Below are 15,485 nucleotides of genomic sequence, written 5' to 3' on the forward strand. Positions count from 1 at the left end.
GAGCCGCTCGTCCTGCGCGACCTCGCGCATGAAGCGCACGCAGCGGGTGCACATCACGCAGCGGTCCGCGTTGAAGAGCACGTCGCCGCCGAAGTCGTCGCGCCCCTGCACGCGCTTCGGCTCCTTGAGGCGGCCCATGGCACGCCCCTCGGCGGCGGTGTAGTCCTGCAGCTTGCACTCTCCCGACTGATCGCACACCGGGCAGTCCAGCGGGTGGTTGACCAGGTAGAACTCCAGCACGCCCTTGCGGGCTTCCAGCGCCTTCTCGCTCTGGGTGTGGATGACGTTGCCGTCGGCCACCGTCGCGGTGCAGCTGGGCTGCAGCTTGGGCGCCTTCTCCACCTCCACCAGGCACATGCGGCACTGGGCCGGGGCGCTGAGCCCCGGGTGGTAGCAGTAGTGCGGAACGTCGATCCCCGCGCGTGCGGCGGCGTCGATGATGCGGGTCCCCTTGGGAACCTCGAGCTCCATTCCGTCGATGGTGCAGCGCACCGTCTCCGGGTTCGCCTTCGGCGTGGCGTCAGCCATGGCCGCGTCTTCCTTTCCTCAGAGGGCGATGGCCGAGGCGACCGGCACCCCGGCGCCCGCGTGCATCATCTTCAGGTAGTCGCCCCGGAACTTCTCGATCGACGACACGATGGGCGCCGCGGCGGCGTCCGAGAGCACGCAGATCGTCTTCCCGCTCATGTTGTCCGAGATGGAGATCAGCGTGTCCAGGTCTTCCTGCGTGCCGCGCCCGTTCTCGATGCGGCGGAGGATCTTGGCGGCCCACGCGGTCCCCTCGCGGCAGGGCGTGCACTGCCCGCAGCTCTCGTGGGCGTAGAAGTCCACCATCCGCCGCACCTGCTTCACGATGTTGGTGGTGTCGTCCATGATGATCACGGAGCCGCACCCCAGCATCGTCCCCGCGGCGGCCATCGCCTCGTAGTCCATCCCGATGTCCAGCTCGTCCGCCGTCAGCATGGGGACGGAGGAGCCGCCGGGGATCACCGACTTGATGGGCCGCCCGCTCGCCGTGCCGCCGCACACGTCGTAGATGAACTCGCGGAAGTTGAAGCCCAGCGGCACCTCGTAGTTGCCGGGGCGCTTCACGTGGCCGCTCACGCAGAACAGCTTGGTGCCCGTGCTCTTCTCGGTGCCCCACTGCTTGTACCACTCGGCGCCGTTCTGCACGATGTGCGCGGCGGCGATCAGCGTCTCCACGTTGTTGATGGCGGACGGCTTCCCGAACGCCCCCGAGATCGCGGGGAAGGGCGGCTTGATGCGCGGCTCGCCGCGGCGCCCCTCCAGCGAGTTCATCAGCCCCGTCTCTTCGCCGCAGATGTACGCGCCCGCGCCGATGTGCAGGGTGATGTCCAGGTCGATCCCGCTTCCCATCACGTTCTTGCCGGCGTATCCGGCCGCGTACGCCTCCTCGATGGCGCGCGCCAGGATCTGCGCGGGCTCAAAGAACTCGCCGCGGATGTAGATGTACGCGTGCTCCGCGCGGATGGCGTAGGCGCCGATCAGGCACCCTTCCACGAGCGCGTGCGGCGTCCAGCGGATCAGCTCGCGGTCCTTGAAGGTACCGGGCTCGCTCTCGTCCGCGTTGCAGAGGAGGTAGTGGGGCTTGTCCGACTTCTGCGGCATGAAGCTCCACTTCACGCCCGTCGGGAAGCCCGCGCCGCCGCGCCCGCGCAGCCCGCTGGCCTTTACCTCGTTGACGATCTCGGCCGGCGTCATCCCCAGCGCCTTGCGGAGCGGAGCGTAGCCGCCGCGGGCCTCCCACCCCTTCAGCGTCCGCGCTTCCGGATCGCCGAAGTACTTGGAGAGGACGAGCACCTCACTGGGGTGCCGGTATGGATATGCCATCGTTCAGCTCCGGGGCTGATTCAGGACTAAAGTGCTAAGTGCTAAGTGCTAAGTGCCAAGTGCCAAGTGCTGTTCAGGACTTAGCACTCAGGACTTAGGACTTCCGTTACTTCAGCGACTCCAACACCGCCGGCACTTCCTCCGGGCGGATGTTCTCGTAGAAGCGCTCGTTGATCTGCACGACGGTCGGGAAGCCGCAGGCGCCCAGGCACTCGGCCTCGATCACCGTGAAGCGGCCGTCCTCGCTCACCATCCCCATCTCGGTGTTGGTGTGCTCCAGAAACGCTTCGAGGACCGCGTCGCCGCCGCAGAGGTTGCACGAGATGTTGGTGCACACCTGGACGAGGTACTTACCGACCGGGCCCAGGTTGTACATCGTGTAGAACGACGCCACGCCGCGCACGTACGCCGGCGGAAGCTCCAGCCGCGCCGCCACCTCGTCCATCGACTCGGGCGACAGGTGGCCGCGGAGCTCGTGGGCCAGGTGCAGCGCGGGAAGGAGCGCCGCCTGACGGTCGGGGTAGCGCGAGAGCACCTTCTGGAGGCGCTCCTCGTACGGGCCGGCGAAGATGGGGCCCTCCGGCTGCTTGGGCGGCACCTGGTACGGCATGGTGCCCGCGACCGAGGCGTGCCCGCCGTCCTCGGGGCGGATCCCGACGTAGCTGATGCCGCGCACGTCGTCCGCGGTGAGCGCCGGGAACTCGCCCGTGTCGCCCGCGAAGCCCGGGTTCTGCAGGGCGGCCGGCCACGACGAGGGGGGAGAGTCCAGCTTTCCTCCATGCTGCGTCATCGGTCGATCTCTCCCAGCACGATGTCCAGCGACGCGTTCACCGCGATCACGTCGGAAAGCAGCGCCCCCTCGATCATGTGCGGGAGCGCCGCGATGTTGATGAACGACGGGCCGCGCACGCGCCACCGCACCGGCTTGCTGCCGCCGTCGGAGACCACGTACATCCCCAGCTCGCCCTTGGACGACTCCACCGAGAACCACGACTCGCCCACGGGCGCGCGTACCCCCTCCATCACCAGCTTGAAGTGGTGGATCATGGACTCCATGTCGTTCATCGCCGCCGTCTTGGGGGGCAGGATGACGCGGGGGTCGTCCACGTTGATGGGGCCGCCGGGAAGGCGCCGGATGAACTGGCGGAGGAGGAGCACCGACTGCCTCATCTCCTCCATGCGGCACAGGTAGCGGTCGTAGATGTCGCCGTGCTCGCCCACCGGCACGTCGAAGTCGTACGAGTCCATGTCGTAGTACGGGCGGTCCTTGCGCACGTCGTACGGCACCCCCGATGCGCGCAGGTTGGGGCCGCTCAGCCCCCAGTTCACCGCGTCCGCCGCCGAGATGGAGCCCACACCCTGCGTTCGGCCGATCCAGATCCCGTTGTTGGTCAGCAGGGTGTCCACCTCGTCCAGCACGGGGAGGAATCCTTCGATCCACTTGTCGAGCTGGTCGATCCACCCCGCCGGCAGGTCCGCCATCATCCCCCCGATGCGGGTGGACGACGTGGTGATGCGCGCGCCGGTGAACGCCTCGTGCAGGTCGTAGATCAGCTCGCGCTGCTGGAAGGTGTACAGGAAGACGGTGAAGGCGCCCAGGTCGATGGCCGTCGTCCCCAGCCAGAGCAGGTGGCTGAAGATGCGGTCCAGCTCCATGCAGATGAGGCGCACCACCTTGCACCGCTCCGTTACCTCCACGCCCATCAGCTTCTCCACCGCCATGGCGTAGGCGCAGTTGTAGATCAGCGGCGCCAGGTAGTCCATGCGGTCGGTGAGCGGAACCACCTGGTTCCAGTCCCGGTACTCGCCCAGCTTCTCGAACGACGAGTGCAGGTAGCCGATGTGCGGGATGCAGCGGACGACCGTCTCGCCGTCCAGCTCCAGCACCAGGCGCAGCACGCCGTGCGTGGCGGGGTGCTGCGGCCCAATGTTGATGAGCATGTGCTCGCCCGCGATGTCCTCCTGCACGCGCGCCTCTTCGCCCACGAAGGGGACGATGGGGGCGTGCACCAGGGAGCCCCCCGAGGAGAGCTCGGGGTTGCGGGCGACGTTGTAGACGACTCTGCGCAGCTTGCTCGACATCAGCCTCCTCCTCCCATGCCGCCGAACTGCTGCTGCCCGGAGTTCGTCTCCGACTTGCCGAACGGGTCGGGGACGCTCTGGCCCAGCACGTGTGCGATCTCCAGCTCGCGCGGCGAGTAGTGGTCCTCGGTGCGCAGGTTGAGGGCGCGCCGCGTCTGCTCGGCGCGGCTGAAGCGGCCGCGGAGCGGGAAGTCCTTACGCAGCGGGTGCCCCTCGGCGTAGTTGTACGGCATCAGGATGCGGCGCAGGTCCGGGTGCCCCGTGAAGACGACGCCGAACATGTCGTACACCTCGCGCTCCAGCCAGTCGGCCGCACGCCACAGGTAGTACACGGACTGGATCTCAAGCCCGTCCAGCGGCAGCTCGGCCTTGACGCGCAGGTTCAGCTTGTTCTCGATGGACCAGAGCTGGTACACCACCTGGATCATCCGCCCGCCGCCGTAGTCCACCGCGGTGAGGTCCTGGAGGAAGTCGTACCGGTGCCCCGGCTCGTCGCGCAGGAACTGGAGGATCTCGACGTTGCGGTCCGGCAGTACGTAGACGATGTGCTCGTCGCCGCTCACCAGCTCGTGGCGCAGCACCGCGTCGCCGAAGCGCTCGCGGAGCGCCTCCACCGACGGGTGCGGCGGCAGCCCGCCCGCCTGCGGCGGCGCGCCTGCATCGCCCGCGTCCGAGGGCCGCGGCCCGGCGTCGAGATCGTCGAGGCCTTTTTTGAATGCGTCGTTCTGGGTCATAGTCCTGAAGTCCTAAGTCCTGAGTCCTAAGTCCTGTAGCGCGAAGTTCAGCACTCAGGACTTAGGACTTAGCACTCGCAGTTATGGCCTTCGATCCTGCACCCGCACCACCGCCCCCGTCGACATCAGGCCGCCGGGGCGGTTCTGGTTCGTCGAGTTGCCGAACTGCACGGTGATGTTGTTGATCACCTCGTCCGGCAGGTAGCTGGCGCCCTCGGGAAGCTGGTCCACCGCGTTCCATTCGTCCTGCGCCGTGGGCGACGAGCGGCGAATCTTCTCCTGGATCATCAGGATCCCGTACATCAGCCCCTCGGGCCGCGGCGGGCAGCCGGGGACGTACACGTCCACGGGGATGATGGTGTCGATCCCCTGCACCATGCTGTACACGTCGAAGACGCCGCCCGTGGACGCGCAGGCGCCCATGGAGATCGCCCACTTGGGGCTCGGCATCTGCTCCCAGATCTTGCGCAGCACCGGCGCCATCTTGTACGACACGCGTCCCGCGCAGATCAGCAGGTCCGCCTGCCGGGGGGAGAAGCTCATGCGCTCCATCCCGAAGCGGGCCAGGTCGTAGCGCGTGGCGGCCGTGGCCATCATCTCGATGGCGCAGCACGCCGTGCCGAACGGCATCGGCCAGATGGAGTTCTCGCGCGCCCAGTTCACCACCGTGTCCAGCTTGGTGGTGAGGAACGACGGCGAGCCGGAAAAGATGCCGCCCTCGGGGGCGGGCATGACCGCGTCGGCCGGCTTGGTGATCGGCTGCGGATTGGTGTTCTCGTTCAGTCCCATTCCAGCGCTCCCTTCTTCCACTCGTAAACGAGCCCCACCGTCAGGATGAAGATGAAGATCATCGCCGAGGCGAAGCCCCCCCACCCCAGCGGCCGCAGCGACACGGCCCAGGGGAGGAGAAACACGGTTTCCACGTCGAACACGATGAACAGGATCGCCACCATGTAGAACTTCACCGAAAAGCGCTCGCGCGTGCCACCCAGCGGGTCCATCCCGCTCTCGTACGGGGCGGACTTCACCTTGGTCTTCCCCCCGGGGCTGAGCACCGTGGAGAGCACCACCATGAAGATCGCGTTGGCCACCGAGATGGCCAGCATGATCAGCGCGGGAAGGTACGAGCGAAGCATGTCGGCGTACGCCCTGTGAGGCGGTAGTTTGTGAAATCCTTCACTTGTGTGGAGCCGGGCCAATGTACGACTTGCCCGGCCCCCGGTCAAGCGAAGAACGGGGCCTTTTCCCCCTTGCCGCGCGGGGGGGCGGGTGCCTAGCTTGGCGCCCCTGTCCCGGTGCCCCCGATACCCCGGTTTTCGGATGTCGTTCGGGGTTGCCGCGCCACGTGCAACTTCCGCTCCCTCACCTGATTCACAAGCCTCCCGATGAGCCTCAAGTCCGATCGCTGGATCCGGCAGATGGCGCGCGAGCACGCGATGATCGCACCCTTTGAGGACGCGCAGGTGAGGAAGGGGACGATCTCGTACGGCGTGTCGTCGTACGGCTACGACATGCGGGTGGCGCGCGAGTTCAAGATCTTCACCAACGTCAACAACGCCATCGTCGACCCCAAGAACTTCGACGACGCCTCGTTCGTGAACTTCGAGGGCGACGTGTGCATCGTCCCCCCCAACTCGTTCGCGCTGGCGAGGTCGGTGGAGTACTTCCGCATCCCGCGCAACGTGCTCACACTTTGCGTCGGAAAAAGCACTTATGCCAGATGTGGCATAATCACGAACGTAACTCCTTTCGAGCCAGAGTGGGAAGGGTTCGTGACGCTGGAGATCTCCAACACGACCCCGCTCCCGGCACGCATCTACGCCAACGAGGGGATCGCGCAGGTGCTCTTTTTCGAGTCCGACGAGCCGTGCGAGGTCAGCTATGCGGATCGCAAGGGGAAGTACCAGGGGCAGGTGGGGGTGACGGTTCCGAGGCTGTGATGCCCCCGGCGGTTGAAACCGCTGCAACAACCGCGGGAAGCCTGCCTTCGCAGGCTCCGGGGGGCGGGGGGTGGTGCCGGGCGGCGGGCACCGGCGTTACGCGACCGGGGGATGAATCCCCCGGCTGGAACCACGGGAAGCCCACTGAAGTGGGCTCTCGCGCCGCAGCCAGTCCGCGCAGGCGGACATTGCGTGGTTCCAGCGGCGAATTCATTCGCTCATGGACCCGCGCCCCTGCCCGCACCGGCCTTCGCGACGCGCCGGGATCTCGCCCGAGAGTCCGCGCAGGCGGACTTTGTGCTGTTGTTGCCGCGAGTTCACTCGCCAGGGCACACCCCAGGCACGGCCCACGGCCCGACTCCTGCCGAGGCCAGCGTAAACGGGCGTAGCCGCGCCGACATTGCATACCGCATCCACGATGACCACCCAGCTCCCGGTGACACCCCAGCATCTCGACGCGATCCGCGAGATCGTGAACATCGGGGCCGGCCACGCCGCCACCAACCTGTCGCAGCTCACGGGGCTTACCGTGATGATCTCCGTGCCGCGCATCCAGTGGGTGACGCGCGCGGCGCTCATCGCGTCGCTGCCCGGCGATGGCGAGCTGGTGCTGATCAGCGTACCCATCGTGGGGGTTTCCGAGGAGGGGGGCGAGCAGGCGGCGCTCGTGCTGGCCAAGGAGACCGCGCTGCGCATGGTGGCGCTGATGATGCGCCGCGACCCATCGCGCCATACCGAGATCGGGGCGCTGGAGCTCTCGGCGCTCAACGAGATGGGGAACATCGTGTGCGCGGCGTACGTGGGCGTGCTGGGGACGTTCCTCAACAAGGGCGTGATGATCGGCACCCCCGTCCTCACCGCGGGCGACCGGGAGCGGGTGGGGCGCGACGCGGTGGACGGGCTCCTGATCGAGACCGACTTCACCTTCCTGGATACGACGTTCGAAGGGGTCTTCGTCCTGAGCCACGCCGACGTCTCCTTCGCCTCGCTGCTGCGCGCGCTCGGCTTCAAGGACGTCGCCGAGAGCGCGTCCTGATCCCGTGACTCCCTTCTCGGCCGAGGCGCGCACGGAGCACTGGAACGCGCTCGGGCGCGGGACGTGGGACCTGCTGGTGATCGGCGGGGGGATCACGGGCGCCGGGGTGGCGCGCGACGCGGCCGGGCGCGGGCTGCGGGTGGCGCTGGTGGACGCGGGCGACATCGCGCAGGGCACCAGCAGCCGCTCGTCGCGGCTGATCCACGGAGGGCTCCGCTACCTGGAGACCTTCGACTTCCGCCTCGTCTTCGAGGCCAGCGCGGAGCGGCGCCGCCTCCTGGCGCTGGCCCCGCACCTGGTGCACCCCCTCCCCTTCCTCTTCCCCGTCTTCCGCAACGGCCCCGTAGGGCGCCGCAAGCTGCAGGCGGGGATGTGGCTGTACGACCTCCTCTCGCTCTTTCGCAACATCTCGCGGCACCGCATGCTCTCGCCCAAGGCCGTCGCCGCCGCGGAGCCCGCGCTGCGCTCCGAGGGCGTGAGGGGCGCCGCGCTCTACTACGATGCATCGGTGGACGACGCGCGGCTGGCGCTGGCCAACGCGCGCGGCGCCCACGAGTCCGGCGCCGCCGTGGTGCCGCACGCGGAGGTGACCGGCTTCCTGCGCGAAGGGGCGCGGGTGGCGGGTGTGCGCGTGCGCGACCGGCTGGGCGGCGGCGTGGCGGAGGTGCGGGCGCGGGTAATCCTGAACGCCACGGGTCCCTGGAGCGACATCGTGCGGCGCCTGGCGGACCCCGGCACCAAGCCGCGGCTGCGCACCACCAAGGGCGTCCACATCATGGTCCCCGCCGAGCGGCTGGGGAACCGCGGCGCCATCACCTTCCGCTCCCCCGTAGACGGGCGGGTGATGTTCGTGCTGCCGTGGGGCGACTTCTCGTACGTGGGGACCACCGACACCGACTTCCGCGGCTCCCCCGCCGACGTGCGCGCGGACGAGGCCGACGTGTGCTACCTGCTGGAGTCCGCCAACTCCATCTTCCCCGCCGCGCGGCTGACGGCGGAGGACGTGGTGAGCACCTGGGCCGGCCTGCGCCCCCTCCTCGCGCCGCTCGACACGGAGGGCGGCCGTTCGGAGAGCGCCACGTCGCGCGAGCACGAGATCTGGCAGGACCGTAGCGGACTCCTCAACATCGCGGGCGGCAAGCTGACCACCTACCGCGTGATGGCGGCCGAGGTGGCGGACGAGGCGGCGCGCATCCTCCGGGAACGGCACGGCGTCGCGAGCGGGAGCTCCCTCACCGAGGACCTTCCCCTTCCCGCGGCCCCGAGCGAGCCGTGGGACGACTTCGCCGCGCGCATCCGCCAAGAGGCCGCCGCCGTGGGTCTGGACGAAGCGGCCGCCACGCACCTTGCCCGCTTCTATGGCGACGAGGCGGGCGCGGTGCTGGACGAGATCCGGCGCGAACCCGAGCTGGGCACGCGGCTGATCCCCGGGCTCCCCTACCTGCGAGCCGAGATCGCGCGGGCGGTTCGCTGCGAGATGGCGATGACGCTGGAGGACCTGCTGGTGCGCCGCCTCCACATCTTCTACGAGGCGCGCGACGGCGGCCTTTCCGTGGCGCGCAAGGTGGCGGAGCGGATGGCGGACGAGCCGGGGATCGGCTGGAGCGCGGCGGAGATCGAGCGCCAGGTGGAGCACTACCGCCGCGCGGTGGAGGCGACGCGCGGCTTCGGCGCCGCCTGAGCCGTGATCCGGCCCGCGCGCCCCTACCCCGTCGACCGGCGCAAGCGGGCGCGGAAGGCATCGCTCCGCTACCGGATCAGCTCGGCCGCGCAGCACCCACTCCGCAGGCTGCAGATCGCACTTCTGGCCCTCTTCCTCGTCATGGCGGGGAGCACCCTCTTCTACCGCTTCGTGGAGGGGATGGGGTGGGTCGATGCGCTGTACATGACGGTGATCACCGTCGCCACGGTGGGGTTCGGCGAAACGGAGCCGCTGTCGCAGGGCGGGCGCCTCTTCACCATCGGGCTGATCATGGTGGGGGTGGGCGTGGGCGCGTGGGCCGCCGGGAACGCGATCGAGGTGATGCTGGGGCAGACGTACTGGCTGACCGTGGAGAGGCGGAAGATGACGCAGCGCATCGAGAACCTGAGCGACCACTTCGTCGTCTGCGGCTACGGGCGGCTGGGCACCCGCATCGTGCGCGACCTGATGGTGCGCGGCGAGTCGTTCCTGGTGATCGACGAGAAGGAGGAGTTCGAGGAGCGCCTCCTCGCGGAGGGGATCCCCCACCTGATCGGCGACGCCACACACGACGGCGTCCTGGAGGCGGCCGGCGTGGCGCGGGCGCGCGGGCTGGTGGCCGCCCTGGACTCCGACGCCAACAACGTCCTCACGGTCCTCACCGCGCGCGGCCTCAACCCAAAGCTCCTCGTCGTTTCGCGCGCCAACAGCGACGCCAGCGAGTCGAAGCTGCGCCGCGCCGGCGCGGACCGCGTGGTCACCCCCGAGGACATCGGGGGGCACCGGCTTGCGCTCGCCCTCCTGCGCCCCGCCGTGCACGACCTGTTCACCGAGATGTTCAGCTTCGGGATGAACGTGGCGGTCGACGTGGGGCAGATCACCATCGCCCCCGACTCCCCTTTCGCGGGCCAGACGGTGGCGCGCTGCGACCTGCGCCGCATGCGCAACGTGAGCATCCTGGCCATCCGCGACACCGCCGGCGCCTTTGCCCTCAACCCCGACGCCCAGCGCGTCCTCAGCGCCGGGGAGACGCTGATCGTGATCGGGCCTGCCGAGGCCGTGTACGAGCTGGAGGCGATGTACGGGGGGGATTGAGGGGGGGCGGGATTGGCCAGGTGGGCTGGGCCGGTTCCGGTTTACCGGGGGCTAAAGCCCCCGGCTGGAACTATGGGAAGACCGCTGAAGCGGTCTGCGAGACCGCCACCAGTCCGCGCAGGCGGACTTCGCGCGTTTCCAGCCGCGAATTCATTCGCTCCTGGTGCGGACCTCACGCCGCACAGAGTTGGAAGCGCCGAACGAATCTCGCCCCCGAGTCCGCGCAGGCGGACTTTGTGCTGTTGTTGCCGCGAGTTCACTCGCCCTGCATCAAGGCCCCGGCTCCAGGCTACACCAAAACACGACGGGCCCGGCATCGCGCCGGGCCCGTCGTCGTCATCATTCCACGCGCCTGCGCCGGAGGTGAACCCGCTGCCGCGCACTCCGGATCACGGGGTGCGCAGCGGAACGTCGAACCTCCCCTCGCGCACTTCCAGGTCCGGCAATTCCCTGCCCTCCAGCCTGGTGCTGAAGGTGCCGCGGAGCCGGCCGTTGACCGCGTCCGTGATCGTTACCGTCGCGGAGACGTTGTCCCAAATGTTCGGCGGGGGGGGATAGAGGGTCGACGCACCCGGCCATTCGCCAGCCGAATAGCTTACGAAGACGCAGCGCTCGCACCCCTGCCCGAACGTGTACGTGCCCACTTCGGAGTCGCTCAGCGACAGGATCAGTTGTTCGTACCGATTGCCGGACACCACGATGCCAGCGACTCCCACGCTCCGGCCGAAATCCGGATGATGGTAGACGGTAGCGGACGCGCAGACGGGCGAAGGGTCCGGTCGGCATTCACCGCGTACACTGAAGCGCTTCCCTCCACCGAACGTGGCGACAAGCTCTCCTTCGGTGCCGGTGAGCTCCCGGGCGCCCGAGGGGTCCTCGCAGCCGGCGGCGAGGAACAGGCAGAGTGCTGCGAGGGCATGGCGTCTCAATTCAAAACTCCTGGGCTGATGGCTGCCACCGGAAGCAGGCGAAGCGGGCGGTGAGTGTCCCCGCAGCGCCTCGGCCGTCGTCTCACGCCACCGCCGTTTCCGCCGGGCTGTACCCGATGCAGCGCAGCACCGGAATCGGCGGGTACTTGCGGAAGCGGGGGTCCACCTCGGAGAGCTCGCAAAGGTAGAAGCGCGAGCCCTTGCGCGTGTCCACGAAGCGCACGTTGCGGCAGCTCTCGCAGAGGCCGGCAGGCGGTGTCTCGTTCGTCAACCGGCGACGCGGGGGGCGGGGGGCGGCTCCGCCGCGCGCGGACGGAGCCACGTCTGCAGGGCGTAGCTGAAGAAGAGGAACACCCCGCCGAAGCCCAGGAAGAGCAGGATGCGGTAGATCGCCTCCAGCGCCGCCAGGTCCACCAGGAAGAGCTTGGCGACGACCACCAGCAGGGTGGCGAGCGCCGTTTTCTCCACCAGCGGGCGGGAGCGCGCCATACCGAAGAGGAGGAGCCCCAGCGCGTACGCGCCCCACGCCACCGTCGCGAAGCCCTCGCCGCCATCCATCCGCGCCAGCTCGCGCCACAGGAAGCCGAGCAGCGCGGCGTGGACGAAGTAGCGGTAGGCGAGCATCTCCCGGCGCCGGTGCACGAGGTACGACGCCGCGAACCCGCACGCCAGCACCAGCACCGTCGTGGCCGAGTTCGCCAGCCCCGCCCCGGCGTCCACGGTGAGGCGGATGAGCAGCCAGGCTCCGGCGCCGATGTACGCCTTGTGCGCCGTCCAGCGCAGCGCGATCCCGCCGCCCTTCCCCGCGAGCGCGTGAAGCGCCAGCGCCTGGACCGCGATCCCGGCCAGCAGCACGTTCCCTTCGAGCGCGCCGATCATCCCCACCGTCAGCATCACCGACGCGGCGAGCGCGAGCACCCGCGCCAGCCGCCGGTCTCGCGTCCAGAGGAGGTAGGCGGCGGCGGCGTAGAGCGCCGAGCCCGCCATCGCCGCGGCGCCCCACTGCTCCCGGAGGAGCGTCCACACGAGGCCGGTGACCAGGAGCGCGGCGCCGGGCGGCACCAGCGCGACGCCGTACCAGTGCAACGCGTCTAGGTCGGACCAGCGGCGCTCGGACTTCAAGCGCAGGCGCGCCAGGAGCGGCAGGAGCCCCGTACAGGCCCAGGCGAACACCGCCGCGCCCTGCAGCACCCACGCGTCGGCGGCGACGAGGCGGTCCGGAAGCGCCACGTGGTACGCGTAGCGGCACAGCAGCACCCACCCGAACGCCAACGTCGTCCACAGCACCCAGCGCCAGCTCCGCTTCAGGTGCAGCGCCGCCGTCCAGCCGATGATGATGCAGGTGTAGATGGCGAGGCCGCGCGGCGTGCCGTACGAGAGGCCCAGCAGCAGCGGCGTCCCCAGCCCGCCGATGGCGCCCATGATGCCGAGCGCCGGCTCGTCTTTGCGCAGCGCCAGCCAGAAGGCGAGCGCCGTGACCGCCACCGCCCCCGCAAACGCCGCCGTGTAGCCGACGAGCGAGTACAGGTTGAAGGCGGCCCATCCCACGATGTAGAACGTCGCGATCCCGCCGCCCACCAGCACCGATCCGAAGCGGCGCTTCTCTCCGATGCGCAGCCCGGCCGCTAGCAGCGTCACGCCGACGGCAGTGCCGAAGCCCACGCGCACGGCCGGCGTGATCCACCCCATGTCGATGGAGTAGCGGAATAGGAACGCGACCCCCAGTAGGAGGAGCCCGATCCCCAGCCGGTTCAGCCAGAGCTGCCCGTCCCAGCGGATCGCCTCGCGCGGAACGCGCACCGCCGCCGCCGGGGCGCGTACGGGGACACGAGGTGGGAGCGCGGGCGCGGCGATGGTCTGCGCGTCGGAGCCGGCCTCCGCGGCGGGGAGGCGGCGGGCGATCTCCTCGACGGCGCGTTCCAGCCGCTCCATGCGGGCGGCGAGGGCCTCGTAGTCGTGCATCTCATCCATCCCGGGTCGCAAGCTCCCGCTGCTCGAGGAGGTCATCCTCGGCATCTTCCCATCTGCGTATCGACTCTGGAATCTCGGGCGGCACCACGTCGTAGCCCGTCGCGTCCACCAACTCCTGCGGCGCGACCCGGCCGTCCGGGCCCACGAAGAGCGCCTTCACCATCGCCACGGCCATCGTCTGCCCGCCGCGGGTGAAGCGCTGCTCCATGAAGAACCAGCGGTCGTCCCACCCCACCAGGCGCGTCCTCAGCTCGTAGCTCTGCCACGGCGCCAGCGAGCGGCGGTAGCGGATGGCGAGCGACGCGACCACCGGGTTCCAGCGGCGCCGGCGCACCTCGCGCACCACGCCCAGCCGCACCAGCAGGTCCAGCCGCCCCAGGTCCATCAGGGTGAGGTAGCGGCCGTTGTTCATGTGGAGGTTGGTGTCCAGATCGTTCGGAAAGACCCGGAACTTCACCACGGACTCGTCCAGCGGCTGGAGCCGCGCGCCGCGCATCCCCGAAAGGAGCACGTAGAAGAGCCGCAGGATCAGGTTCATTGCGCTTAGGGACGGGGAGGTACGGCGGAAGGGTCGGGCAAGGGCAATCTAACCAAAGACGGGCGGAGAGTGCACCCCGCCCGTCCGTATCTCAGCCAGCCGCCGCTGCTTGCGCCCGCGCCACCCACGGCGCGCGCCCCCGTCCCGCGATCTCCCATTCCGCCGCCACCTCGCCGCCGCGCACGCCCCACAGCCGCTCCTGCAGGTTCACCGACACGCACACGTGGTTGGGGACGATGCGCACCCGATCGCCCACGCGTGGGCGCCAGTCGGTGGCGCTCAGGTCGAGCAGGCCGTGCTCTTCGGAGACGGACTTGACCACGACCTCGGGGTGCTCCAGGAGCGCGCCGTAACCGCCACCCGTGGCGCGAAGCTCCTCCTTGGCGAGCGCCTTGGAGCCCGCATCCACCACCGCCTGCCCCGCCACCGCCGTGCTGACCACGGTCGCGAGCACGGTGTACGCGCACTCGTCCCACGCGCAGGCGCCGATCTCGGCCGTGGTGCGGTCGTTGAAGATGTTGGTGCCGGGGCGCAGCTCCGTGATCCCCGCCACCTCGTGCGAGCGCCAGAACGTGGGCGTCGATCCGCCGCTCACCACCCGTGGCCGCAGCCCCGCATCCGACAGCGCCGCGATGCGCTCGGCGAGGCGCGCGTCGAGCGCGGCGAGCGCCTCGTCCTGCTCCGCGACGGGGCCGCGGATGTGTCCCGGGTAGAACATGATACCCCGGTATTCCACGCCGGGTGTCTCGCTCGCCCGCCGCGCCAGCTCCACCGCGTGCTCCGGCGAGCCGAGGCCAACGCGTCCCATCCCCGCGTCCAGCTCTACCAGTACGCCGGTGGTCCGTCCCGCACGGCGCGCCGCCTCCGCCAGCGCGTCCAGCGCCTCCGCCGAATCCAGCCCCACCGTGAGGCGCACGTGCTCGGGGAGGCGCATCAGCCGCTCCAGCTTGCTCGCGCCGAATGGCGGATACGCGAGGAGGATGTCGTCCACCGCCGTCGCCATCACCTCCGCCTCGCGCGGCGTCGCGACGGTCACGCCGATTGCACCCAGCCGCACCTGCTCGGCCGCCAGCTCCGGCGTCTTGTGCGTCTTCGCGTGCGGACGCCAGTCGAGCCCGTGGGTGCGGCAGTACTCGGCCGCGCGCCGCAGGTTCGCCCCCATCCGCTCCACGTCCACCAGCGCCGCGGGCGTCTCCAGATCGTCCAGCGTCATGGTTCACCGTATGTGTGTTTGTGGCCGGGACTCGCCCCGCACGCTGTCCCCTCGGAACGCACAGTAGATCCTTCGTTCGCGCCACAGGATAGCGCACGGGCGTGGTCTGTGAGCGCTTCACTCAGGATGACAGACGAGGGGGGTCATGCGCGCGACCCCACCCCCCTGTCATTCTGAGGGAGCCGCCTGCTCCAGCGTCGGCCCAGCACACCACACTCCTTGCGGCGACCGAAGAATCTAGCCTGCGCCGGGCCGTGACTCGCCCCTCACGCCATCGCCTCGGCACGCGCAGTAGATCCTTCGTTCGCGCCAGAGGGTAGCGCACGGGCGAGGTCGGTGAAGCGCTTCACTCAGGATGACAGAAGGGGGTGCTGCGCGCGGCCCCATCCTCTCCTCTGTCATTCTGAGGGAGCCG

Annotated in this window: 16 protein-coding genes; 4 read left to right on the forward strand and 12 right to left on the reverse strand. The window is 69.4% G+C overall.

The genetic code is table 11. The annotated features are described in order from the left end of the window. From VF647_03030 to ndhC, 7 genes are all read right to left on the reverse strand, one after another. A partial coding sequence (locus VF647_03030; protein ID HEX8451040.1) for a 2Fe-2S iron-sulfur cluster-binding protein occupies nt 1-528 on the reverse strand: 528 nt, incomplete at its 3' end. A gap of 18 nt (nt 529-546) precedes the next feature. Then, complete coding sequence (nuoF, locus tag VF647_03035; protein HEX8451041.1) at nt 547-1,851, reverse strand: NADH-quinone oxidoreductase subunit NuoF; 1,305 nt, start codon at nt 1,849-1,851, stop codon at nt 547-549. Between the two features lie 106 nt (nt 1,852-1,957). Then, nucleotides 1,958-2,641, reverse strand: a complete 684-nt coding sequence (locus VF647_03040) for an NAD(P)H-dependent oxidoreductase subunit E (protein ID HEX8451042.1) — start codon at nt 2,639-2,641, stop codon at nt 1,958-1,960. Beyond that, complete coding sequence (gene nuoD / locus VF647_03045; protein ID HEX8451043.1) at nt 2,638-3,933, reverse strand: NADH dehydrogenase (quinone) subunit D; 1,296 nt, start codon at nt 3,931-3,933, stop codon at nt 2,638-2,640. The genes VF647_03040 and nuoD overlap by 4 nt, the downstream gene beginning before the upstream one ends. Further along, the gene (locus VF647_03050; protein ID HEX8451044.1) at nt 3,933-4,667 is read right to left on the reverse strand and encodes an NADH-quinone oxidoreductase subunit C; all 735 of its coding nucleotides are present in this window, start codon (nt 4,665-4,667) and stop codon (nt 3,933-3,935) included. The genes nuoD and VF647_03050 overlap by 1 nt, the downstream gene beginning before the upstream one ends. An 81-nt stretch (nt 4,668-4,748) precedes the next feature. Further along, entirely contained in the window at nt 4,749-5,456 is a 708-nt protein-coding gene (gene nuoB / locus VF647_03055) for an NADH-quinone oxidoreductase subunit NuoB (GenBank protein HEX8451045.1), read from the reverse strand. Continuing rightward, nucleotides 5,447-5,803, reverse strand: a complete 357-nt coding sequence (ndhC, locus tag VF647_03060; GenBank protein ID HEX8451046.1) for an NADH-quinone oxidoreductase subunit A — start codon at nt 5,801-5,803, stop codon at nt 5,447-5,449. Before ndhC ends, nuoB begins: the two co-directional genes overlap by 10 nt. A 249-nt stretch (nt 5,804-6,052) precedes the next feature. Between ndhC and dcd the strand changes: the two genes are divergently transcribed. The 4 genes from dcd to VF647_03080 all read left to right on the forward strand — a co-directional run bounded on the left by dcd (nt 6,053) and on the right by VF647_03080 (nt 10,419). Beyond that, nucleotides 6,053-6,607 (forward strand): dCTP deaminase, encoded by a 555-nt coding sequence (dcd, locus tag VF647_03065; protein HEX8451047.1) that lies wholly within the window; start codon nt 6,053-6,055, stop codon nt 6,605-6,607. Nucleotides 6,608-7,025: 418 nt separating this feature from the next. Next, nucleotides 7,026-7,643, forward strand: a complete 618-nt coding sequence (locus VF647_03070; protein HEX8451048.1) for a chemotaxis protein CheC — start codon at nt 7,026-7,028, stop codon at nt 7,641-7,643. 4 nt (nt 7,644-7,647) lie between these two features. Beyond that, nucleotides 7,648-9,324 carry a glycerol-3-phosphate dehydrogenase/oxidase gene (locus tag VF647_03075; GenBank protein HEX8451049.1) on the forward strand — a complete coding sequence of 559 codons (1,677 nt, stop codon included), beginning with the start codon at nt 7,648-7,650 and terminating at the stop codon, nt 9,322-9,324. Between the two features lie 3 nt (nt 9,325-9,327). Next, on the forward strand, nt 9,328-10,419 hold the full coding sequence (locus tag VF647_03080; protein ID HEX8451050.1) for a potassium channel protein: 1,092 nt from the start codon (nt 9,328-9,330) through the stop codon (nt 10,417-10,419). 389 nt (nt 10,420-10,808) lie between these two features. Here the strand turns inward: VF647_03080 and VF647_03085 are convergent, their stop codons facing one another. The 5 genes from VF647_03085 to VF647_03105 all read right to left on the reverse strand — a co-directional run bounded on the left by VF647_03085 (nt 10,809) and on the right by VF647_03105 (nt 15,070). Continuing rightward, entirely contained in the window at nt 10,809-11,348 is a 540-nt protein-coding gene (locus VF647_03085; GenBank protein HEX8451051.1) for a hypothetical protein, read from the reverse strand. Nucleotides 11,349-11,430: 82 nt separating this feature from the next. Next, a complete protein-coding gene (locus VF647_03090; protein HEX8451052.1) occupies nt 11,431-11,619 on the reverse strand; it encodes a hypothetical protein in 189 nt (62 codons plus the stop codon). Continuing rightward, nucleotides 11,616-13,310: a DUF2339 domain-containing protein gene (locus VF647_03095; GenBank protein HEX8451053.1), complete on the reverse strand. Its 1,695-nt coding sequence runs from the start codon at nt 13,308-13,310 to the stop codon at nt 11,616-11,618. The genes VF647_03090 and VF647_03095 overlap by 4 nt, the downstream gene beginning before the upstream one ends. Before the next feature lies 1 nt (nt 13,311). Beyond that, nucleotides 13,312-13,857, reverse strand: a complete 546-nt coding sequence (locus VF647_03100; protein ID HEX8451054.1) for a thioesterase family protein — start codon at nt 13,855-13,857, stop codon at nt 13,312-13,314. 91 nt (nt 13,858-13,948) lie between these two features. After that, nucleotides 13,949-15,070: an alanine racemase gene (locus tag VF647_03105; protein HEX8451055.1), complete on the reverse strand. Its 1,122-nt coding sequence runs from the start codon at nt 15,068-15,070 to the stop codon at nt 13,949-13,951. Nucleotides 15,071-15,485: the final 415 nt, after the last annotated feature.

The sequence above is a fragment of the Longimicrobium sp. genome (assembly GCA_036387335.1).
Lineage (GTDB): Bacteria > Gemmatimonadota > Gemmatimonadetes > Longimicrobiales > Longimicrobiaceae > Longimicrobium.